Annotated in this window: 21 protein-coding genes, 2 pseudogenes and 1 other annotated feature; of the genes and pseudogenes, 13 read left to right on the top strand and 10 right to left on the bottom strand. The window is 36.6% G+C overall.

Features of this window, described 5'->3' with window-relative positions:
* The first annotated feature begins 457 nt into the window (after positions 1-457).
* The 5 genes from AC5WOE_RS19425 (at position 458) to AC5WOE_RS19445 (ending at position 5,413) form a co-directional block, all read left to right on the top strand.
* Positions 458-1,621 carry a branched-chain amino acid ABC transporter substrate-binding protein gene (locus tag AC5WOE_RS19425; RefSeq protein ID WP_496053300.1) on the top strand — a complete coding sequence of 388 codons (1,164 nt, stop codon included), beginning with the start codon at positions 458-460 and terminating at the stop codon, positions 1,619-1,621.
* Positions 1,622-1,695: 74 nt separating this feature from the next.
* On the top strand, positions 1,696-2,673 hold the full coding sequence (locus tag AC5WOE_RS19430; RefSeq protein ID WP_496053301.1) for a branched-chain amino acid ABC transporter permease: 978 nt from the start codon (positions 1,696-1,698) through the stop codon (positions 2,671-2,673).
* A gap of 9 nt (positions 2,674-2,682) precedes the next feature.
* Positions 2,683-3,915, top strand: coding sequence for a branched-chain amino acid ABC transporter permease (locus AC5WOE_RS19435; RefSeq protein WP_496051523.1), 1,233 nt, complete (start codon positions 2,683-2,685; stop codon positions 3,913-3,915).
* 14 nt (positions 3,916-3,929) lie between these two features.
* Positions 3,930-4,700 carry an ABC transporter ATP-binding protein gene (locus tag AC5WOE_RS19440; protein ID WP_496051498.1) on the top strand — a complete coding sequence of 257 codons (771 nt, stop codon included), beginning with the start codon at positions 3,930-3,932 and terminating at the stop codon, positions 4,698-4,700.
* Positions 4,700-5,413: an ABC transporter ATP-binding protein gene (locus tag AC5WOE_RS19445; RefSeq protein ID WP_496051499.1), complete on the top strand. Its 714-nt coding sequence runs from the start codon at positions 4,700-4,702 to the stop codon at positions 5,411-5,413. Before AC5WOE_RS19440 ends, AC5WOE_RS19445 begins: the two co-directional genes overlap by 1 nt.
* A 37-nt stretch (positions 5,414-5,450) precedes the next feature.
* Here the strand turns inward: AC5WOE_RS19445 and AC5WOE_RS19450 are convergent, their stop codons facing one another.
* From AC5WOE_RS19450 to AC5WOE_RS19470, 5 genes are all read right to left on the bottom strand, one after another.
* Positions 5,451-5,900 carry a hypothetical protein gene (locus AC5WOE_RS19450; RefSeq protein WP_496051500.1) on the bottom strand — a complete coding sequence of 150 codons (450 nt, stop codon included), beginning with the start codon at positions 5,898-5,900 and terminating at the stop codon, positions 5,451-5,453.
* A gap of 5 nt (positions 5,901-5,905) precedes the next feature.
* Complete coding sequence (locus AC5WOE_RS19455) at positions 5,906-6,820, bottom strand: ParM/StbA family protein (protein ID WP_496051501.1); 915 nt, start codon at positions 6,818-6,820, stop codon at positions 5,906-5,908.
* Between the two features lie 177 nt (positions 6,821-6,997).
* Positions 6,998-8,851, bottom strand: a complete 1,854-nt coding sequence (locus tag AC5WOE_RS19460; protein WP_496051502.1) for a cation:proton antiporter domain-containing protein — start codon at positions 8,849-8,851, stop codon at positions 6,998-7,000.
* Positions 8,852-9,039: 188 nt separating this feature from the next.
* Positions 9,040-9,954 carry an EamA family transporter RarD gene (gene rarD / locus AC5WOE_RS19465; protein ID WP_496053302.1) on the bottom strand — a complete coding sequence of 305 codons (915 nt, stop codon included), beginning with the start codon at positions 9,952-9,954 and terminating at the stop codon, positions 9,040-9,042.
* 670 nt (positions 9,955-10,624) lie between these two features.
* Positions 10,625-10,879, bottom strand: a complete 255-nt coding sequence (locus AC5WOE_RS19470; RefSeq protein WP_496051504.1) for a hypothetical protein — start codon at positions 10,877-10,879, stop codon at positions 10,625-10,627.
* Positions 10,880-11,023: 144 nt separating this feature from the next.
* On the opposite strand from AC5WOE_RS19470, the gene AC5WOE_RS19475 reads away from it, so the two are divergent.
* From AC5WOE_RS19475 to AC5WOE_RS19495, 5 genes are all read left to right on the top strand, one after another.
* Complete coding sequence (locus tag AC5WOE_RS19475; RefSeq protein WP_496053303.1) at positions 11,024-11,260, top strand: hypothetical protein; 237 nt, start codon at positions 11,024-11,026, stop codon at positions 11,258-11,260.
* An 18-nt stretch (positions 11,261-11,278) separates the two neighbouring features.
* Positions 11,279-11,515 (top strand): hypothetical protein, encoded by a 237-nt coding sequence (locus tag AC5WOE_RS19480; RefSeq protein ID WP_496051506.1) that lies wholly within the window; start codon positions 11,279-11,281, stop codon positions 11,513-11,515.
* 12 nt (positions 11,516-11,527) lie between these two features.
* Positions 11,528-11,764: a hypothetical protein gene (locus tag AC5WOE_RS19485; protein WP_496053304.1), complete on the top strand. Its 237-nt coding sequence runs from the start codon at positions 11,528-11,530 to the stop codon at positions 11,762-11,764.
* Positions 11,765-11,789: 25 nt separating this feature from the next.
* Positions 11,790-12,245 (top strand): Hsp20/alpha crystallin family protein, encoded by a 456-nt coding sequence (locus tag AC5WOE_RS19490; protein WP_496053305.1) that lies wholly within the window; start codon positions 11,790-11,792, stop codon positions 12,243-12,245.
* Positions 12,246-13,065: 820 nt separating this feature from the next.
* Positions 13,066-14,883 carry a DEAD/DEAH box helicase gene (locus tag AC5WOE_RS19495; RefSeq protein ID WP_496053306.1) on the top strand — a complete coding sequence of 606 codons (1,818 nt, stop codon included), beginning with the start codon at positions 13,066-13,068 and terminating at the stop codon, positions 14,881-14,883.
* A 368-nt stretch (positions 14,884-15,251) separates the two neighbouring features.
* Here the strand turns inward: AC5WOE_RS19495 and AC5WOE_RS19500 are convergent, their stop codons facing one another.
* Together AC5WOE_RS19500 and AC5WOE_RS19505 are read right to left on the bottom strand one after the other, a co-directional pair.
* Positions 15,252-15,566, bottom strand: coding sequence for a hypothetical protein (locus AC5WOE_RS19500; RefSeq protein WP_496051510.1), 315 nt, complete (start codon positions 15,564-15,566; stop codon positions 15,252-15,254).
* Positions 15,567-16,354: 788 nt separating this feature from the next.
* Positions 16,355-16,528: pseudogene (locus AC5WOE_RS19505) on the bottom strand (IS3 family transposase); the annotation flags it as partial.
* A gap of 454 nt (positions 16,529-16,982) precedes the next feature.
* Positions 16,983-17,119: a sequence feature (23S ribosomal RNA rRNA prediction is too short), on the bottom strand.
* Between the two features lie 19 nt (positions 17,120-17,138).
* Here AC5WOE_RS19505 and AC5WOE_RS19510 point away from each other — a divergent pair.
* Positions 17,139-17,288 (top strand): annotated as a pseudogene (locus tag AC5WOE_RS19510) (YndA family protein); the annotation flags it as partial.
* A 171-nt stretch (positions 17,289-17,459) separates the two neighbouring features.
* On the opposite strand, the gene AC5WOE_RS19515 reads toward AC5WOE_RS19510, so the two are convergent.
* Together AC5WOE_RS19515 and AC5WOE_RS19520 are read right to left on the bottom strand one after the other, a co-directional pair.
* The gene (locus AC5WOE_RS19515; RefSeq protein ID WP_496051511.1) at positions 17,460-17,645 is read right to left on the bottom strand and encodes a hypothetical protein; all 186 of its coding nucleotides are present in this window, start codon (positions 17,643-17,645) and stop codon (positions 17,460-17,462) included.
* A gap of 126 nt (positions 17,646-17,771) precedes the next feature.
* Entirely contained in the window at positions 17,772-19,040 is a 1,269-nt protein-coding gene (locus AC5WOE_RS19520; protein ID WP_496053307.1) for an MFS transporter, read from the bottom strand.
* Between the two features lie 156 nt (positions 19,041-19,196).
* Between AC5WOE_RS19520 and AC5WOE_RS19525 the strand changes: the two genes are divergently transcribed.
* Both AC5WOE_RS19525 and AC5WOE_RS19530 read left to right on the top strand, forming a co-directional pair.
* Positions 19,197-20,084, top strand: a complete 888-nt coding sequence (locus tag AC5WOE_RS19525; protein ID WP_496053308.1) for a LysR family transcriptional regulator — start codon at positions 19,197-19,199, stop codon at positions 20,082-20,084.
* Between the two features lie 387 nt (positions 20,085-20,471).
* Entirely contained in the window at positions 20,472-20,834 is a 363-nt protein-coding gene (locus AC5WOE_RS19530) for a YndA family protein (RefSeq protein ID WP_496051514.1), read from the top strand.
* A gap of 67 nt (positions 20,835-20,901) precedes the next feature.
* Here the strand turns inward: AC5WOE_RS19530 and AC5WOE_RS19535 are convergent, their stop codons facing one another.
* Positions 20,902-21,741, bottom strand: a complete 840-nt coding sequence (locus AC5WOE_RS19535) for a GNAT family N-acetyltransferase (protein ID WP_496051515.1) — start codon at positions 21,739-21,741, stop codon at positions 20,902-20,904.
* Positions 21,742-21,877: the final 136 nt, after the last annotated feature.

Raw genomic sequence — 21,877 nt, forward strand, 5'->3', positions numbered from 1 at the left:
ATCTTTTTTCCTCTAAGCCAAAAGAACCTAGCATTACATGTATAAATTAAAGCAGAACAAATACGATTTCTTCTATATATAAATTATTATCTTGTATTCATTAATTATTATTATTGATAAAATGTTCATAGTGGAGAGAACCTAACACTTTTGGGAATGCAGCCAAGTGATTTATCCTAAGGTCTTATACTAATTGATAGGAACAACCCTAAAAATTATTTATTGTACTTCTTACTAGGAAGGGTCACTTTTATCTTTATTTTCCAAACTATCTCTATCCTCAAAAATAGGTACAACCCATTCTTTGGTTATAGATTTTTTTGTTTTTATTTATTATTATATCGATTATAGTTAACAAAAATTTCACGTAACTATTTTATTTCCGAAATACAGAAAGGGGCGATTGTTACATATCCATCTGTTTACTTGAAAGTTAACAACATTAGGAGGTACGCAAATGAAAAGAGTTTTCTCATTAGGGTTATCACTCAGTCTTCTTTCTATTAGCGTTATCGGTTGTAGCAATAATTCCAGTGGAAATGTAATAAAAATAGCAACACAGACGCCTCTTTCCGGCAACCAAGCCACTGTAGGCGAAGCAATTAAAAACGGTGCTCAGTTAGCAATCGACGATCATGTAGAAGCATTAAAAAAATTAGGGTTTGATTTAGAATTAGCACCTTACGATGATCAAGCCGATCCTAAAAAAGGCGTTGCAAATGCACAACAAATCGGTGCAGATCAATCGATTTTAGGAGTAGTCGGTCACTATAATTCAGGGGTAGCCATCCCTTCCTCTACTACCTATCAAAAAAATCAATTAGCAATGGTATCTCCTGCAAATACTGCTGTAGAGCTAACTGAAAGCGGTAACAAATCAGTTCATAGGATTGTAGCACGAGATGATGTCCAAGGATCTGCAGATGCAAACTATGCCACGAACAAATTACATGCAAAAACCATTTTTATCATCCAAGATAAAACAGCATATGGACAAGGAATTACGAGTAACTTCCAAAAACAAGCTGAGAAAAATGGAGCAAAAATTGCTGGCAATGAAGGTATTACTGTTGGAGAAAAAGACTTTAGCGGGGTATTAAATCAAGTTGCTGCGGCAAAACCGGACTTTATTTTCTATGGTGGTATTTATTCTGAATTCGGAATACTCGTCAAACAAGCACGAGAAAAAGGAATTACTGTTCCTATGATGGGTGGAGACGGAGTAGATTCGTCTGATATGTATAAAATAGCAGGAGATGCCATTAAAGATGTTTATTATAGTACAACTGCTGCCGATGTTAGTAATACAGCTGAAGGGAAAAAGTGGGCAGACCGATACAAAGCAAAATTTAATAAAGCTCCTCAATCATATGCCTATTATGGATATGACGCTATGAATGTACTACTCCAAGGGTTAGAAGATGCAATTAAGAAAAATGGTAACAAAAAGCCTACACGTCAACAAGTTTTAGACGCTGTTCACGTGATCAAGGATTATCAAGGAATCGCTACCAAAGTATCTTTCGATGCAAAAGGCGATAATGATTTCGCTAAAATCTTTATTCATAAATTTGAAAACAATCAATATCCAGGTCCTCTAGTTGGAGAAGAAGGAAAATAACAGCATATTCCAAAGAGGTGAAGGAAAACGCTTCACCTCTTTCCCAAACTATAAAGAAAGGAAGAGTTTTCTTCATGAGTCATATCTTCTCTGCTCTTCCCCAAGTATTAGTAGATGGTCTAACACTCGGCGCTGTCTATGCTGTAGTAGCATTAGGTTATACCATGGTATACGGCATATTGGAACTCATTAACTTCGCTCATGGCGAAGTATTTATGACAGGAGCATTTATCGGAACAGGTCTCTTGTTATCTATGGGGGCATTTGGTGCAGCTTTGCCTGCCTGGATCACTCTTATACTCATCTTAATCATAACAGCTCTCCTCACTGGTCTCTTAGGAATGGGCATCGAAAAGCTGGCGTATCGACCACTGAGAAAAGCACCGAAACTGATTCCTTTGATTTCCGCAATCGGTATTTCCTTTATATTGCAAGACTTAGTTCGTTTCCTAGCTGAATGGAAAACTGGTAACTATATCATAACAGGCACTACATTATTTGAAGGGAAATTAACCATCCCCTTTTCCTCAATCGTTGGAACATTTCAAAATGCAACGATTAAAACAAACACGCTTATTCTCATAGGCATTACCATTGTTATCATGATTATGCTCGATATATTTGTCAACCGCACCAAATGGGGTACAGCCATGCGTGCTGTAGCACAAGATCAAGAAACAGCATCGCTTATGTCCATTAACGTGAACAAAGTAATCAGTCTCACCTTCTTTATCGGTTCTGCAATTGGCGGCGCTACTGGGTTTTTATTTGCTCAACAATATGCGACGATTGATCCTTACATCGGATTTATACTTGGGCTTAAAGCATTTACTGCAGCTGTCCTTGGGGGAATTGGAAACATTCGTGGAGCAATGTTTGGCGGCTTACTTTTGGGTGTATTAGAAGTTTTTGCTGCTGCCAATCTAAGTACACTTACTGGCGGCGTATTTGGCTCGGAATACAAAGATGTTTTTGCTTTCGCTATTTTAATTTTGGTCCTTATTTTTAAACCAGAAGGCTTATTTGGAAAATCTGCCAAGGAGAAGGTGTAGGTGATCAGGATGAACAAAGGCTTAGATATGCTGCAAAATAACCGAAGACTACAATTTATCTTATTGTTACTGTTTATCCTAATAAGTAGCGCCAGTGTTTACTTCTTGGAAAGATCAGTCACTGCATTTCTCCTGTTGTTAGGCTCTTTATTACTTCTTCACTATACTCATCTGTCCAAACCAATAAAATGGAGCATCGCTCTCATACTACTAGTAGTCATTATTCCACTAGCAACCTCTGGTGGAACTTCACAACAAGACTACATGGAAGTAGCTGTCCAAACGGGGATTTATATCGCGATGGCACTAGGACTAAATATAGTAGTTGGCTTTGCAGGTCTTTTAGACCTTGGATTTGTCGCATTCTTCGCTATTGGCTCCTATACGTATGGAATATTTGCCTCCCCACAGGCAGCTGCACTGTTTCATAGTGATATTTTCCCCTTAGGTGGAGTTTGGTTTTGGCCGTTTATTATTATAGGAGGGTTAATAGCTGCTCTATTTGGCATATTATTAGGAATTCCTGTCCTGCGAGTAAAAGGTGACTATCTGGCTATTGTTACGCTAGGATTCGGAGAAATCATCCGTATTGTTTTTAACAATTTGGACAAACCGATAAATATTACTAACGGTGCACAAGGTCTTTCCCAGATTCAACAACCTGAAATTTTTGGATTTACCTTTAGTCTTGCCAGTCAGTTTTATTATATCGTCATTGCAATATTACTGATCGTGATAGTAGGAGTTCAGAGACTAGAGAATTCAAAGCTAGGTCGCTCTTGGAAAGCTATCCGAGAAGATGAAATTGCTGCCCAAGCAATGGGCATCCCCTTGGTTAAGACAAAATTGTGGGCTTTTGCGTTAGGGGCATCCTTTTCAGGAATGATGGGGGTGGTTTTTTCTGCCAAAAATATGTTTGTCGATCCCTCCAGCTTCACTCTCATCGAATCCATCACTATTCTTGTAATGGTTATTCTCGGCGGTATGGGAAGTATACCTGGCGTCATTCTAGGAGCTGCTGTTATTTCTGTACTAAACCTGCAAATATTAACAGAAGTAACCAATTTCTTAACACAGACGATCAGTATATCTGAAACATTATCTCCGACAAAAATGCAGCGTCTTATCTTTGGGATTATCCTTGTCTTAATAGCCGTTTATCGCCCAAAAGGGTTGATTACTGCCAAAACCAAGCAGTTTGATCCAGAGGAGCTAGCAGATCAAACCATTCCAGACAAATAAGGGAGAGAATATGGATGACCGCATTGGAGCTAAAAGGGGTAACCAAACAATTTGGGGGATTAACTGCTGTAAACAAAATAGACTTGTCTATCAAAGATAATTCCATTACTGCCATTATCGGACCAAATGGAGCTGGAAAAACGACTTTGTTTAACCTCATTACTGGTATCTATAAACCAGATTCGGGAAGTATTGCGATGAATGGAACATCCCTTATAAACCGAAAACCCAACCAAATAGCCAACTTAGGAATTGCTCGAACCTTTCAGAATATACGTCTATTTAAAGAAATGACTGCACTGGAGAATGTATTGATCGGTATGCATTCCCACCTCACTTCTGGTTTACTCGGCACCTTATTTCAATTTAAACATGTTCGCTTTGAGGAAAAGAAAGCAGCAATAGATGCTTATAAATTATTGCAGATAGTTCATCTTTCGGAAAAATGCAATGAACAGGCTAAAAATCTATCTTATGGAGAACAAAGGAGATTAGAAATTGCCCGAGCCCTTGCTACTAGACCACACATCCTATTTCTCGATGAACCAGCAGCTGGGATGAATCCAAGGGAAACAAAAACACTAACTGAACTTATCACTCGCATCAGAGAGGAATTTAACCTTACGATTATTCTCATTGAGCACGATATGAAGCTTGTAATGAATATTTCCGAGGAAATAATCGTGCTCGATTATGGTCAAAAAATTGCATCTGGAAATCCAGAAGAAATACGATCTAATCCAAGGGTAATAGAAGCCTATCTAGGAAAAGGAGCTGTTTCTTGATGTCAGATCGCTTGCTTCTACAAATGCAACAAGTATCAGCTTACTATGATCAGATCCAAGCATTAGATGCTATTTCACTCGAAGTAAATGTTGGTGAAATCGTTACTTTGGTAGGATCCAATGGTGCTGGAAAATCCACAACCTTAAAAGCGATTTGTGGTCAGGTAAAAACAACTGGAACTATCTCATTTCTCGGAAAAGATATAACGAAACTCCCTCCTCATCAAACTGCTAAACTAGGCATCGCACATGTACCAGAAGGTCGCCGGATATTCCCTAGGTTAACAGTCAAAGAAAATCTAGAAATGGGTGCTTTTCAACTAAAAAACAAAAAAGAGATAGAAGAACAGATGGAAATCGTTTTTCAGTATTTTCCAAGGGTAAAAGAAAGGCTCCATCAAAAAGGAGGAACCATGAGTGGAGGAGAGCAGCAAATGTTAGCAATCGGCAGGGCACTCATGAGTAAACCTAGCATTTTGCTCCTAGATGAACCTTCCATGGGACTAGCACCGATCATTGTGGAGCAGATATTTGAGATCATCCAAGAATTAAATCAGACAGGAATGACCATTTTATTGGTCGAACAAAATGCGTATCAAGCACTTTCCATCGCACACAGGGGTTATGTAATCCAAACAGGGAAAATCATCCTAGCAGATCAAGCAAAATCATTATTAGAAAATAAACAAATAACGGAAGCTTATCTTGCTTAAAATATAAAAGAAGACCCTTTTATAAGGTCTTCTTTTTCTATTCCATCGGCATACTTGTCCTTCTTCTTTTCGAACCACCATGACGAACAGAACGTGATGGCAGTTCGGAAGTAGAAGAAGGAGCTTTTGGTGGGACATTGGAAAATGGTTGTATATGCGGACTCATTTGTGGAATCACTTGTGGATTCATTTTCTGATTTACTTGCGAACTCATCTGCTGGAGTGGATTTGGTACTGGGTTTGTACCCATTGCCGGAAACATTTGTTGCATCATTGGCATCATCTCATGCAACTTTGATACCGTTTGCACAAACTCTCGATACTCCTTGTACTGGGAGAGTACTTTTTTGATAAAGTCAGAACACGAATCATCATGTTCACTACACCACTCATAAACTTCACGCTCCATTTGATCATTTAGATTAAAGGTAAGCGTCACATTGCGTTTACGAGTTGAAAGCAACTCCCTTGTATCTCGTTCGCTCATTTATTTTACCACCCTTCTGGGACCCACTCGAGAGCAGAAGCGTGAAGCATACCTAAACAATCACTGTACAAAGGATTTGGAGCAACTTGTACATTTGGGAAAAACTTACGAATCTCTGGCAATAATAGCTCAGCAGCTCCACCAGACACATAAAACATTTTTTCTCTCACATCACCGTATTCATCTTCATATGGCAAATCCCAATGATATCCACCAACTTCTGAAAAAATAGCTTTTGCAATTGCTTCAGAACGTTTATCTTTGGAGAAATTACGGAATTTTTCCCAAGAAATATTCGAAGAAGAACCAGATTGATTATGCACATAACGACCGTTATGATCATAAGTAGCAAAGTTAGATTTCTCAGAACCAATAGCCATAATATGAACTACTTTGTCCTCTGTGTCTTCTTCAGGAGTTACATAGTAAGTAGCTCCACCTTCTACCCCAACTAAAACATCAAGAACATGAATTCTTCTCTCTACACCATTAACAGTTACAAAATGCTCTCCGACAAGCATTTGTTTTAATTTTTTTGCATCTGAACGGTGATTTTCAATTGGTACAACAGTACCTAGTTTTACATTACCTGCCACACCTAAGCGATGTAACATAGTCAAAGTAAAAATGATGTTTTGTTCATGTGCCTTAGAATCTTGCTTTGCTTTTTTTGCATGATTACCGGCTCTGCGAGCTAAATCGCCTACAAAATAAGTGCCTTTTTCCCCATTTCTCCCAATTTGAACAATCATATCATCATCTGAATTCGCATGAAAATCCAAGTCTACATATTCACCGATATAACTAAAAAAATCATCCGTGTGCACATGCTTTCCTTGAATAAGTGCTCCTTTTACTTTATGCCGACCATTATCTGTTACTGCAATGGCAAATTCATTCTTTCCATCAAAATAACTCATGCTGTCACTCCTTATGTATATTCCTAATGAACATGATAAGCCATTAACAGATGTTTTGCTATATTTCTGTGTAATTAGACCAAAGAATCTTTGTATCATCCCATTAATTTCATATAATTTCCATAAACTTATCTACTTAAAAATATTAGCATGATCCTTTATCGAGATCTGACCATATTATTTCCCGCCTTGTACATTGTGAAGATTACCCATTGCCAAAAATGCTTTTGGGTCAACACGTTGAACAATTTCGTTTAATTTTGGTTCTTCGGAATGTTGAATTACACAAAATATTACCTTTTTCCCTTCTCCTGTATATGCTCCTTCTCCATGAAGATAGGTAACACCCTTTCCCATTTCCTTTAATAGCGCGTCCCCAAGCTGGGTATGTTGATCACTAATAATCCAAATCGATTTTGATGGTTCTTGTTTGTATTGATCGGCATGTTTCTTTATCTTTGCTACTTCTTCATCGCTAAGTTCCTGTGCATTTACTAAAGCATCCACTATCTCTTGATGTTGATGATCAGCTACTTCGCTACTAATTAAAGAGTTTTGTTCTAATCTAGATACAACATCGTATTCTGCATATAAACTTCTACGCTTCGCTTTTATTTGTTGTTCTATCTGTAAAGATGGATTTTCTTGATACAACTCTTCCATTTTCCTTTGGACTTGGTCTATTTTAAATGCATATTCTTGTTGCAAAAGATCATACAAAACTGGGGATAAAGCTGCCTGATCTCTCATTACAGCCAATTCTTTTTGTCCTGTACGATATCGCTGCATATAACTCAAGTACTCCTCATATTGATCTACACCCTTTTTCGATACAAGCGTATCCATCCAAATTGCAAATTTTTTCATCGTAAGTCCTTGTACAAGCAATGAAAATAAAACAACACTAAATGCTAAAACAATAATATCTTCTCTTCCTGAAAATGGAAGAGGGAGGCTTAATGCTAAGGCAATAGAGAGAGCTCCCCGCAAACCACCCCAATTCATTGTATGTCTCCATTTCATAGGAACATTTTTGTTTCCCCATAACGATAAATAAACGGAAATCGCTCTTGCGATAAGTACAATCACGATAGCAATCAAAATAGGAACCCACCGGTCTGCAAAGTTTATTCGATTAATCTCTATTCCTATCATCAAAAATACAACCGAATTAGCAATGAGCGCGAGCGTATCCCAAAAGTTGCGGATATTTAACTTAGTAGTAGGTGTCATTTGTTTTGCGCCATAATTTCCAAGGACAAGTCCAGCTACCACTACTGCAATCACACCTGATACATGTAAAAATTCGGCTGCTAAATATGCACTGTAGAAAAGTACAAGTGACATGAGGATTTCCAATGCGAAGTCATCAAAATAACGAGAGACGTTGGAGAATAAATAACCTAAAATAGCTCCTACTGTAATTCCACCAATACTTACGAGTAAAAAATCTATTATTCCGAGTCCAAAACCTTTCCATCCTTCATTTACATACAATAATAAACTTGTACTTGAAATTTGAAACAAAACAACTGCTACACCATCATTCGCCAAACTCTCTCCTTCTAAAATGATGGCAAGCCTGTCATTCACTCCTACTTTTTTAAAGATAGATAAAACGCTCACTGGATCTGTTGCAGCCATCAAAGAGGCAAAGGTAAAGGCTACGACGATTGGCAAAGACAAAAATTTCATCGATAAAAAACCAACCGTAACAAATGAAAGCAATGTACCAATTATTGCTAACGAAATAATACTGCGCTGATTTTCTTTTAATTGTTGTATAGATAATTTCAACGTAGCTTCCCCAAGTAAAGCAGGGAGAAAAATAGAAATAATAATAAAATGGAATACTTCATCCTCTACAACAAACGACTTTAACTCTTCTAATCCAGGAATAGGAAGTAAACCAACAATCGTCCCTACTACAACTAATGCAATTGGATATGCAATACCAAACTTCTTCGCAATCGCTGTTACACCTGTCGCAATAGCAAGAAGTAAAATTGATAGTTCCATATAAAGCTGCATAAATAACCCCTTTCATTCTCTTCCTCTTTTTAGGTTATCCAAAAATAGAGAGAGGAGCCCCATGATGACAGGCTCCTCCGAAAAAGCGAATATATATGTTGTTAAAATTATGATACCACATGGCATTTATTTTTTGCACAAATTTAAGACTATAGGACAACAATACAGTTTATCACCACATCTATATATTATATTCTTTCTTTTACGAACGCTTTTCTGGAAAACCATCTATTTAACAGTCCTATTTGCGATAGCGAATAAATAAGAATGGCTATCCAGATAAATCCAAAGCTAACGAAATTCACTTTGGTAAAATGCTCATGAAAAAAGAATATGCCTAAAACCAAGGAAATGGTAGGAGCTAAGTATTGAATAAATCCTAGAGTCGATAAAGAAACACGTTTTGCCCCTTGTGCAAACCAAAGCAGTGGAAGAGCAGTTATTACACCTGTACCGATTAATAAGAGCACATTCGAAACAGGGAGTTGAACTATCGAACCTGTCCCCTTTGCTTCTACGTATAGGATATAGCCCAAAGCAAACGGAACTAACATCATAGTTTCGAGTACAAGTGAAATCATCGCTTCCACTTGAATTAATTTTTTTGATAACCCATAAAATGCAAAAGTAATAGACAAAGATAATGCAATCCATGGGAACTGTCCAAACTCGACAGTTTGGATCAAAACTCCGATTAATGCAAAAGACAACGCAACCCATTGCCATGAATTTAATCGTTCTCGTAAAAAAAGCATTCCAAATACAATGCTGATAAGAGGGTTCGTATAGTACCCAAGACTCGCCTCTATAACATGACCATTATTTACTGCCCAAATATAGATATACCAATTTGCACTGATAAATAAAGAACACCCAAAAATAGCGAGGATTACTTTCCAAGTCTGAAAAACTTTTATAACATCCATCCACTTTTTTTGTACTATTATAAGAAGAACTACAAACAAAAAGGACCAAAAAATACGATGGGCTAAAATTTCTAAAGCAGAGACCTTATTCATATAATGCCAATAAAGTGGCAAAATCCCCCACATCGAAAATGCCGAAACAGCATACCAAATACCCCTGTTATTTTCTGTTCCCATAATAAGCCTCTTCCTAAGCTTAAATTATTAAATTTATTTAACACCTACATTATTATAGTAGTAATTTTTATAAATGTATAGCATTACAACATACTAGGGAACAGAACTATTATCAAACAGTGTGACATCGAACAATTGGGGAGAGATTATGAATTACTTCACCTAGACTAACGAGCAAAACCAAAATACCCTAAGGAAATGACTTAGGGTATTTTGGTTTCTATAAAATTACTCAAATAAAGATAGGTAACATATTTATTTGACTAAAGAACGTCTAATTTCGTTGAAATAATACGATAAATGAAAATAAAGAAGCGATGAAGAAAAGAGCACTGCCAGTAAGAAAGATACTACTTATAAATATCTCTTTTTTTGTTGCCAACATCTTCACCTACTTATCAAACTATTTATTCCATTCTATTCTATTTAGAACAAAGAGATTCCAGTTCCCACCCAGTGAAAATAAAAAATATAGAATAATTCCATTTGAATATTACAACTAAAGAGAGATAAAATCCCCTCATCCAGCTCATATCCTTCCATTTTCAACCATAAGCTTTTCTCATTTGCAGATCTAAAAAACAATCAAGAATATTCTCTTGGATTAGATCAAAGAGTCTACTTTTCCTTATTAAAATATTGTTATCTACTTATGTACGAAATATATCGATTATGAGGTTGGAGTGTTGACCACATGATGCCCACTCCATTCGGGTGTATCTAATTGATCTGGATCATAGGTGATCTGCTTTTTTATCGGCACCGTTACCGTCCCGTCAGCAATGATCGATGGTCCAGAGTTTGTTTTGCTGGTATTTCGGTTGGCAACACCACTGTTTCCAATAGCAAAAGTACTAGCAGTTGCCATGGAAATAATCTTGACTGTCCCAATGTTAATATTGATATTTATATTTTTGGTATCCAAGACGCCAACCTGCCTTTATATATGGGGATCTGCCCCATTGGATTAGTCTTGTTATCGTATGTAAGAGTTGGGTAAATGTTCCTGCACATTTGTACATAGAACGATATACTATAACGTAAACGACTCATAAAGGAGTAATTAACTTTGGATTTGCGAATCAAAATAGACGGCTTTTCTATTGATCGTTGCAGTCAAGATGCGGCAATAGCAAATGGAACAAACTCCATTACACAACGAAATACACAAAAACAGAACCAAGGTCTTGCATTTATTGGCAGCGGCCAACTTCACATAGAGGAAGATGAAAAATTTGCAATAGATATAGATACTTTCGATCACTGTGTATGGAGCGGGGATAATTGGGCGATGAAATCGACTTAATTAGAAAGGATATTTTCCATGCCTGTATTTTTTAATTTTGGATTCATCCAAAATAATAGCATTACATCCAGTGGATCAATTGGGATTGGGCAAAACATTATCCAGAATAGAAATGGAACAAAAAATAACAATGCTTCTACAAACGTAGGAGTAGGGTTGAATAATGTTCCTGTCTTGTTTCATCAAAATGTTGATCCAGACAACATCGACCAAGCAAATATCGAAGGTCAAAACTTCGGTGGACCTCAATTGTAGGAGGCATTATCTATGGCAACATTTATTCAACTTGGCTATGTTAAGTCTAATGCTGTTGCACAAGCTGGATCCATTAACTTTGGAGCCAACATCATTCAAAATAGAAATACGACAAAACAAAATGTAGGTAATTATATTATTTTTGAAGGATTAGGTAATGTAAAAACAAACAAATTTATAAACATCGACCCTGATTATCTAGATAATGCAAGTTTTGAAGGAAGTAATTATGTAGGAACTCAACTTTAAGGCATATAGAAGGAGTCCAGGAAAGATGAAAAATCCATTTTCAAGTTTTGATTGGGATTCATTCATGAGTATTGATTATTCCTCTAATGGAAAAAATACTTTTCCCTTTTTCTCTATGGATTTGAATTGGCTTGAAGGAATTATTAATAAATCCATTGACCAAGTTTTCTCCAACAAATATGACATAGAAAAACCACCTTTTAACATTCCACCAAACATAAAAGAAACAGATGATTATATGGTCGTTCAAATTCAAGTTCCTGAACAGAGAAAAGCAGAAGACATGCGAATTTTTTTGGATACAAATAAATTGAAGGTTACCGGTTTAAATCATGAACCTATATCGATAAATTTACCATGTAACGGTGATGTAGACGGCAGTGAAGCAAATTATACTCAAAATACACTTCAAATCCGTATTTCAAAAACAAAAAAAACCAATTTTAAAGAAATAATGATCAACTACACTTACAATAACTAAGGACAATTTGTTTCTTGGCACTTTTTGAATATAAACGGTATCTATTCAAATTTCCAATTAAACCATCCAATTCCCAATTAACATAATTATATAATTTCATATAAATTAAGTATAATTATATACAAAAAAATAAATATAACCTACAATAATGTTACGATTTTACAATACTATCGGGTCACCGTATCCAAAGAAGTAAAATACATATTAAGACATACTTTAGACACAATTAAACCGACTACCTACCTGTTAAGGTAGATAGTCGGTTGTTTGTATTACTCGCTTATTATTGCCCCAGTAAAAGGCTCAATCTATGTGAAATTCAATTGTTTTCTCTTCGGTCTAGGCGTGTGAAACACCCAGACCTACTCGTTCCAAGCAGACAAAGTCATTTTCTTAGAATGAGCGGTGGGTGGTATCTGACTAGCGAGCTCGACAGAGGGTATATCGGGATCATGGCTCCGTCAGGGAGTTCTTCGATCTTGTAACTGTCTTTGTGATCTTTCACGTGCATGACCCAGCAAGGTTCGGTGATGGAACTCCCACCCGGAGCAGTAAGATGAGATGATGCTTATTCTCTAAGCATTTTCTTGTTTTCTAAAGGCAGAATATTATGAGTTTTTATAGGAGATCATTCGAGATAATTCGAGGATGACAGATTCATATATTTTCCATTGTGCCCCTCATTCCTCAAATCGCTTACCTACTCTATATGAAATCTATAAATCTATAACCGGATCTTAGGGTATAAACCAATACAAAGTACAAGTCTATCTATTTTTTTATTATCCCCTTAAAATGTTTACGGGAGAGTGATTACAATATGGATCTAATATTATTGTGGAAAAACCTATTCAGTCTATACAACAGTTCGAATGATTACGTCAAAGAAATTGTTAAAACGGGGCGTCAATTAAGTCGTTCAGGAGCAGTATATAATTATAACCATGATGTTAATTCAATTCTAGCAATGGTTGCTGATAAAAGCGGAAACTATGAAGTGAAAATTCAGGATTCAAAATATACTTGTACATGTTCAGTATCTTCGTTTTGTGAACATATCACTGCAACGTTATTTTATACAGAAAGTATGCAAAAACCAGGACAGTCAAGTGAATTATTCAAGTATTGGGAGACTGTCGAAAAAAGAAGTGTACCTGCAGATAACTCGGAAAACCCATTATATAGTGACCGATTGAAGGCAGTTAAAAAAAGAAAAACCTCCTTGAAGAAAATTGTAGATCTTAATTGTACATTACGGCCATACCAATTAGATGGAGCTAAATGGTTAATACATCTAAATAAACATAAAATGGGGGCTTTATTAGCAGATGATATGGGGCTTGGGAAAACAATTCAAACGATCGCATTCTTTAATGAAATACGTGAAAAACGAAAAGTTTCATTGATTGTTGTACCTACGTCTCTAATAGTCAATTGGGAAAAAGAATTCAGCAAATTCGCTCCAGATATTAAAGTCCACATCCACTATGGAAAAGAACGCAAAAAAAATAGTTTTAAAAAGTATGCAGCTGAATACGATATTATCTTAACAACTTACAGCACGCTTATTATTGATCATACCCTCTTTAAGAGTATAAATTGGCATATTATTTGTTTGGATGAAGCTCAACATATAAAAAACGCTCAGACAAAAAGAGCGAACGTCATACGCTCTTTGAACAGCGAGGGTCGATTGGCATTAAGCGGAACACCTATTGAAAATCGTCTCATGGAGTTATGGTCACTGACTGAATTTTTAAATCCAAAATTTCTTGGTACACAAGCGATATTTAAGACACAGTATGTTCAACCAATCGAACATGAGCACAATAAGGCAAAGGTACACCAACTTCAGCAACTAATCCAGCCTTTCATTCTACGGAGAACAAAAGCCGAAGAAAAAATAAAAGGTGATTTACCAGATAAGTTAGAGCAGAAGCAATACTGTACATTAACTGATGAGCAAGAAGAACTATACAAAAGATTGGTACATGAAGTAAAAAACGAAGTAAAAACTTTAACCAAGAAAAAAAGGAAAGCATATATGATGACTATGATTGGAAAATTAAAACAATTATGTAATCATCCGGGATTATATTTAAAAGAAGATAACATAACAAATGTCGCAGAACGTTCCAATAAAGTAGCACTAGTTGATGAGCTCATCAGTAATATAATTGAGGCAGGTGAAAGTGTAATTCTTTTTACTCAGTATGTACAAATGGGAGAAGTACTACAACACTATTTAACTGAAAAGTTTAAGGTCAACGTTCCATTTTTTAATGGGAGTACCCCCCAAAAGGAAAGGGCAAAGATGGTAGAAGATTTTCAAAGCAAGCAAGCACCCATTTTTATTCTGTCTTTGAAAGCTGGGGGAACAGGTTTAAACCTTACGGCTGCTAACCACGTTATACATTTTGATCGCTGGTGGAATCCAGCAGTAGAAAATCAAGCAACTGACCGGGTACACCGTATTGGCCAAGAAAACTTTGTACAAGTTCATAAACTCATCACAGTAAATACAATAGAGGAGAAGATTGATAATGTTATAAGTCAAAAACAAGAATTAAGTGACTTTATGTTATCACCTTCAAGTACAAACTCGATATTTGATGAGGATATCGATAATTTAATTTAAGAACGAGGAGAAAGTATTTTTCTAGTATGCCCAGAACCAGCATCCGAACAACAAACCCTAATTTGACCGAAAAATGGAAGTAATCCTGCGGACTAGATCAGGCACCCTGATTGTTGAAACCACACCATACTTTGCGAAAAATCTTAGTTTTCTGGTGTTTCTTTTGAGTGAAACAGCAGCAAATTTGCAAAATTGATATTTCATTCAGTCATTTGCTGGTACATCTACTGTTTTGGTTCCGTTGGTTTATGTAGGACCAGTGACAGGGTTCCTACCGTAGACCGCAAAGCAGAACTTATAGAGGATTCGAATGTTTGTGAACACATAAAAAGGGCTTACCACTTGGTGTTAGCCCCTCCTATAATCTACTATTCACTTGAGAGTACCCAATTTAATGCATCGCCAACCTGATTAGAGGCGGATACGACTTGCGTAATAAGGGGGGTTACGGTACCTTTTATAGTCTTTTGTCCAATTTGCCATGATATCTGATGGCGAATAAGATGACTATTCAAAAACAGATGACAATGATCTGGCATTACTTCACTCGCTCCTGCGTATTCATTACGTTCATCTTTGTTCACTTGTGCATGGGTTACCCCTAGGCGTTTTGCTAATTCCGTTTTCGACACGCCTTTGTTATTAGGGCGTTTATCCCACCAGTTCCAAATCGGATTATCCAAAAAATGTAAACGATGCGGATACAAAAGAGTTTAACGGGGGTTTTTAGCTCTTTGATTTTTGATTAAGGTGCTTAGCAATTTTTTGCATCAGATTGGTTTGTATCCATTTGAAATACACACCAGTATATCACTGTGGCCACTTATGGAGTTTAGTATTGTATAAACAGGTGCGGCCAGATTCTATGAATGAAACATAATTGCTCTTATGTTTCATTCATACTGGTGACAGAATTGCTTTACCACAGACTGCAAAGTAACCAAATTTTTGCATATTCCCCGAAATGGTTTAATAGATCTCCTTGGCTTTTGACAATGTTTTATTATTTATAATATAATGACTTTAGATGTTTCTATTCTTTCTACTCACAACACTGCCTTTGGTTTCTTGAATCAAGATATCAAAGGGGGTGTTGTGAGCGAAGGCCACGTTTACGACACTATGGGATAGAGAGATTGGCAATTTCTTATCCTCAGCGTACGACCTCGCCCCGAGTGTTGGTGGCTGGGTAGCCAACCCAGAGCGAAACATCAACTCCCATAACAAAAATTACGGGAAAAGACCGGATGACCATTATTTGGGATGTCCGGACTCGAATAAAACTAATTTAAAATAAATTATGAAAACAGTCTCTGTTTCTGACAGGACTGTTTTTCGTTATAATCCTACAATCAAACGGTAAATCACAAGCATACTAATAAATTGAATTTATCTGACGAACTAGTCCTAGTGACAGGGTTGCTGCTCTAGTTCACAGAATTATTTCCATATTTTAGAATTTTTATTTTTAAAGGTCAAGAATGGGCGATAAATACAGCTTTTCGCCATGTAAATGAAATTCGGTGACATCTGTTACCCATTTTTCATTGGGTTTTGTTGCTTGAAATTGACGTGCCAAAAGGTTCGGCGCAATTTTTCCAACCTTTCCACGATAGGAACGATATTTTTTCATTCGCACATAACTTAGAATGAACTATAATACAATACTAAAATTAAGGGTAGGACCAAGTGAAGTAAGAAAACTTGTGTTCCGTTTATTCCGGTTTTGGATGTTTTTGCACAACGCTTCGAAAAGGCGGAATAAGAAATTTCCTTGAAAATAGATTCGGAAAGGACAGTGCTTCTATAGATGTCGGAATATGTGGATGATCAAGTCGACGATCTGAACACGAACGACGTTGAACGCCTCCCTACCGACACCATGATCTAGATCATTGGTACCGTTAAATGTAACTGGCGTACCCAGCACGTTTTAGCACCAAGGGAACGAACCCACGGGCTGTCTCTACATCAGGTTTTACTCGGTCGAAGGAGTTTGACTGAATTCGGTAACCCAGGAAGGGCCCTTAGTCCAATCAGTGCTCTACCCCCACTGCTCAAAACACGAGGCTAGCCCTAAAGCTATTTCGGGGTGAACCAGCTATCTCCGAGTTCGATTGGCATTTCACTCCTACCCACACCTCATTCCCTGATTTTTCAACATCAGTGGGTTCGGACCTCCATTCCGTGTTACCGGAACTTCATCCTATGAATTATGGGAACAGGACCCTGGTACTACCGGCAGTGGGAAAGATGACTACATCGGTTATGAATTTTTAGGTTCAGGTCAATGTACTTGGTGGTATGTTACGGACTATATTGATGGTACAAATTTAAAAGCAGAACTTTATATTCGGACATATGGAGACATACCTTCTGGAACAAAAGTCACTTTTTATGATTAATATTTAAAATGGTACTGGACGATTCCCATCAAACGAAAGCTACCCACTCTACAGAAGCAAGCGACAAAAAACTTTAGTATGTCACTGCGAAACTCACATAAAAATACTCTCGGCTCGTCTTGCCAAGAGTATTTTTGCTATTCGTATAAGTTATGATATCCTGCATTTGAACTAGGAGCCACCTGAGTTAGAACCAGAGGTGTAGTTTGAGCTGGAATTGGTATGGTTATGGTGGCTGGAGCTGGAACTAGTGTTATAGTTGGAAGTGGTATTGTAGTTGGTAAAAGTTATAGCTTTTAGGGTAGAAATTGTACTGGAGGTTGTTCGATGTTTATGTTTCTTATGTTTTTTCGCCATAATTGTCCTCCTCACAGAATTGATTTTATACCTATATTATACAATATAGCCCCTATCAAATAACAGAAAATTAACACATTAAGAAAAGTACCTTTCAATTGTTAATGTGACCGAACTTAATATCTACTATTCTTTCTGAAAACGTGTTAGGACGAAAATCATAGCAGCTGCGGCTATAATAGAAAGTACAGCTGTAAAGATAGCGGCTCCGATTGCTAAACTTGTCTTATCGATAAGATAACCAGTGCCTACTGGCAGGAGAGCAGCTGAAATGTAGCCGCCAAGATTGAGTACCGCATTTGCCTCAGCCCTCCGATGATCCGGAACATGAACACCAATAAGTGTTAATCCACCTAGTTGTCCAAGACCTTGACCAATACCAGCAAATATAGCAGCAAGTACGAACAATAGTAGAACTGAGGTATTGACGGCTAATGCAATACTTACCATAGATAGGATAGTTGCTGTTGCACTAAACAAGAAAATGGTTCGAACAGGTAATTTTTTGAGCATGAACTGTATTCCTGTTGCCGCCAGAAACATTAAACAGGCAGTAACACCTGAAATAAGAGGGCTTTTCACCTCTAGAAGCTTTGATAAAAGCGAAGGTCCTAGAGATAAGACAAAGGATGTCGCCGTAATACCAGGTGCGAACATGGCAATCCCAAAAGCCAGATGCAAGCGATTTGCTGACGGGACACTAGGTGTTTTTAGGCGCCATTCATCCTTTTGACCAGAGTTGGTGCTGCTTTTGAGCAGAAAACCTACTACAAGAAACGCACTAATTAATATCACAAGTTCGATAGTAAAAATCGGAACTATAGGTCGAGTGATTGTCTGTGCTAAGATTCCAGATACTAGTGGCCCAAGACCTGCTCCTAACACCATTGCAACCGATGCTGCAAGAGAGGCAGCCTGCCTTTGTGCTGGTCCACCTACATCCATTACTGCTGCCATTCCCGCCGAAACAATCACCCCAATAGCAATTCCAGTCAGAAATCGAGCTCCAATAAGCGCAAGAACGGAGGAAGCTGTAGCAAACAGTAAACAAGCAAGGAAAGCTGCTGCTAGACCAGGATATAGTATCGGTTTTCGTCCATACCGATCAGAAAGCTGACCTGCAAACAGAAGTGTCACAAGCAGCCCAACAATGTATGCTGCAAAAATGAGGGTTAGAGTACCATTAGAAAAACCCATTTCTCGTTGCCAGTACACATAAAGCGGAGTCGGTAAGTTCGAGAGTATAAATACTGCTGTTACCATCCAAGAGGCTATCCATATCCGCCAAGATTGTTGATTGTAGACAACAAACTGTTTCGATACTCCAGTTTCTTGAGTCTGGGTGGTCATAGCATGACTCTGAGTCAAAGTTTCTTCATGACTCGTTTGATTCATATCTTAAACCTCCTTTAATTTTAGTTTTGATAAAAAAAGAATTAAAAACTTTGAACATCAATGTCTTCTTTATTGTTTCTCAATTGTTGTTGGATACATCATATGATATATTTTTATATAACTGAAATAGCTATTTTTTATAAAGGGGATAACTAATTGGTTATGAAGATGAATAACCTAGAGACATTTTTAAAGGTAGCGGAAAAAATGAACATCACTGAGGCTGCTAAAGAGTTATATATATCACAACCTGCGGTGAGCAAAGTAGTAAAAAATTTAGAAGAATCGCTGGGGGTTAAATTGTTTTTTCGGGATAAACAAAATGGATTAATACTTACTGAAATAGGCAAAGAAATTCTTATATTAGCAAGAGAAATGAAGTTAATTGAAAATAAAATATATCAAGTTGCTTATCGAGAAAACCAATTGCTAAGAGGGAAAGTGAAAATAGGTTCTTTTCCAGCTGTATCAACAAAAATACTACCCAGAGTTATCTCCATATTTCGATCCAAATACCCAGATGTAAATATTGAATTAGTAGAAGGAACTTCCAATCAGATAAAAAAATGGGTGGGAGAAAGAACTATTGATTTCGGGATTGTCTCATCCCCTTTTGATCAATTTGAATATAAAGTTTTATATGACGATCATATGGTTGCCATTATTCCTGATCGTTATAAATTAAAGGAAGAGAAAGAAATTAATCTGGAAAACTATCAAGATGCAATTATTTTTTGTAAAGGAGGACATGAACTCGCCTTAAACAAAATATTCCAAAAAAACAACATAGCATATGAAGAGAACTTAACCGTTCAAAATGCTGAAACTTTAATTAATATGGTCAAAAATAATTTAGGCATAGGCATTATTTCCAACTTCACATTGTCTTCCGTATCACATAGTTTAATCACAAAAAATATCATTCCTAAGATTTCTCGTCAGATAGGTATCATTGCTCATTCATTCGAAGAAGTAACACCTGCAAGCAAAGCGTTTATGGATTTGATGATCCAAAATGATAATTCAGATATCCCCACAATTTAATATGAATTCAAATGAAAAAAGACCGATTCTGAAATATAGATCGGTTCGACTTCTATTATTTAGGCAAATTGAGCTTTTACTATTGTTTATATCAAAATCTCCGATTGGAAAATGCCTGTCTAAAAAGCGCTTTACCTTAATGATAGCCTTTTCGCTTTCCTCTCTTATCGTCTAACCCATTAACTCCATCCTATGAAATAATTTATGATCTTTATAAGATTATTATTGATTTGCATATTTTCATTTAGTAAAATAGATTTTATTGTATAGTTTAAAATTATACTAAGATTGTTACATGAATTACATCATCTTTTTGAAATGATTCGTGGCAATCTCAACACAAGGAGTCTTCTTCTAGAAAAATATTTCATTTAGGGGGAATAGGGTTTGAAACTGAAGAAACTTGGTATTTCCATTGCTCTTGCTAGTATTGCGCTTGCCATTCCGTTTACATCAGCATTTGCTGATTCTGCTGGTTGGCAGAAACTTGGTACTTTTAAACAGTCGCAGATCTTTTATTCTGGTGGGGGATATATAAAATTTTGTGCTCATGTTCCCGTCGGTATAATTGAATTTAATCTGTATGAGTATGATCCAGATAATGCAGATGATTATGTAGGTACTACATACTTAAGTGACGGTGAATGTCAGACATTCAATGTTGATAAGTTTGTAGATGGAACTAATAAAAAAGCAGAACTTTATTACCATGCCTCATCTGATGGTACATCTGCTACTGTTTATGATTGATAAAGTTTCAGCAAATAACTGAAAAGAATCGAGTAGGAAGAGATAACTATACCTACTCGATTCTTTTTCATATATACCTTCCTGAATTGTTCCCCAATAATGAAAATTCCTCGTTTTCATGTTTTTTTCTTGCAGCATAATAATGAATAGGGGAATCAGAATCTTCATTTTTCAACAGGTTAAAAACCTCCCATCCATTTTTGAAAAGCTGGAAAAATAGGGAGCGTGTGAAAGCCCTCCAACTGTGAAGTTCCATACGAGAACGAATAGACTGTAAATGAGAAGGAACAGGTATAAGAACATATGGATATTTTTCTAAATCTGAAAAATCTAACTTTAGATTATGGTTATCTTTGTTGTATTGAATCTTATATGATTGGTCAATCAATGTATCTGGTATTTCCAAAGACTCCTGATGGGGATGAGTAAGATCTAGGCGGGTCAGAAAACGATCAACCGATAAGCCATTTCCATCATCTTCATAACAATTCTTTAGATATTCAGATGATACCGCACCCATCTTATGAAGGTATACATATGCATTCACACTTTCTAACGGTTCATATGTCCATATTATCTCTTGATATCCTAATCTTTTGGCTTCCTCTTTTAAATATTGCATCAAAGATTCTCCTATCTTCTGATGCTGATAAGCAGGGAGAACACCAATATTTTGTAAGATCAGGTACACTTTATTTGGCTGATAACCAGGGAAACTATAGACATAGCCAACCATCTGATTATCCCGATAAGCCCCTAAAATAATTCCACCATGATCAGAAATAAACTTCATATGATCCAAAGCAACTTCACCATCATTTGGCCAAAGCTCACGTCGTATGGCAGCTACTTCTTTTAATGCATTATAGGTATGAATTCTTTTAATTACTGTATGACTTTCGTTCAATAAAAAAACACCTACTCCTAATTAAAGTGTGAAAAATATGATCTAAAATATATCTTTATTTAAAATGGAATAAAGAACATGCTTATTGGTTCTATTGGAACCACAAATGTCCTCCTAGTAACCCTATTTTACCAAA

It is taken from the genome of Shimazuella sp. NTD248 (assembly GCF_059510395.1).

Coding starts and splice junctions, on each gene's coding strand:
- AC5WOE_RS19425 (WP_496053300.1), top strand. CDS start 458: ATGAAAAGAGTTTTCTCATTAGGGTTATCACTCAGTCTTCTTTCTATT.
- AC5WOE_RS19430 (WP_496053301.1), top strand. CDS start 1,696: ATGAGTCATATCTTCTCTGCTCTTCCCCAAGTATTAGTAGATGGTCTA.
- AC5WOE_RS19435 (WP_496051523.1), top strand. CDS start 2,683: ATGAACAAAGGCTTAGATATGCTGCAAAATAACCGAAGACTACAATTT.
- AC5WOE_RS19440 (WP_496051498.1), top strand. CDS start 3,930: ATGACCGCATTGGAGCTAAAAGGGGTAACCAAACAATTTGGGGGATTA.
- AC5WOE_RS19445 (WP_496051499.1), top strand. CDS start 4,700: ATGTCAGATCGCTTGCTTCTACAAATGCAACAAGTATCAGCTTACTAT.
- AC5WOE_RS19450 (WP_496051500.1), bottom strand. CDS start 5,900: ATGAGCGAACGAGATACAAGGGAGTTGCTTTCAACTCGTAAACGCAAT.
- AC5WOE_RS19455 (WP_496051501.1), bottom strand. CDS start 6,820: ATGAGTTATTTTGATGGAAAGAATGAATTTGCCATTGCAGTAACAGAT.
- AC5WOE_RS19460 (WP_496051502.1), bottom strand. CDS start 8,851: ATGCAGCTTTATATGGAACTATCAATTTTACTTCTTGCTATTGCGACA.
- rarD (WP_496053302.1), bottom strand. CDS start 9,954: ATGGGAACAGAAAATAACAGGGGTATTTGGTATGCTGTTTCGGCATTT.
- AC5WOE_RS19480 (WP_496051506.1), top strand. CDS start 11,279: ATGCCTGTATTTTTTAATTTTGGATTCATCCAAAATAATAGCATTACA.
- AC5WOE_RS19485 (WP_496053304.1), top strand. CDS start 11,528: ATGGCAACATTTATTCAACTTGGCTATGTTAAGTCTAATGCTGTTGCA.
- AC5WOE_RS19490 (WP_496053305.1), top strand. CDS start 11,790: ATGAAAAATCCATTTTCAAGTTTTGATTGGGATTCATTCATGAGTATT.
- AC5WOE_RS19495 (WP_496053306.1), top strand. CDS start 13,066: ATGGATCTAATATTATTGTGGAAAAACCTATTCAGTCTATACAACAGT.
- AC5WOE_RS19515 (WP_496051511.1), bottom strand. CDS start 17,645: ATGGCGAAAAAACATAAGAAACATAAACATCGAACAACCTCCAGTACA.
- AC5WOE_RS19520 (WP_496053307.1), bottom strand. CDS start 19,040: ATGAATCAAACGAGTCATGAAGAAACTTTGACTCAGAGTCATGCTATG.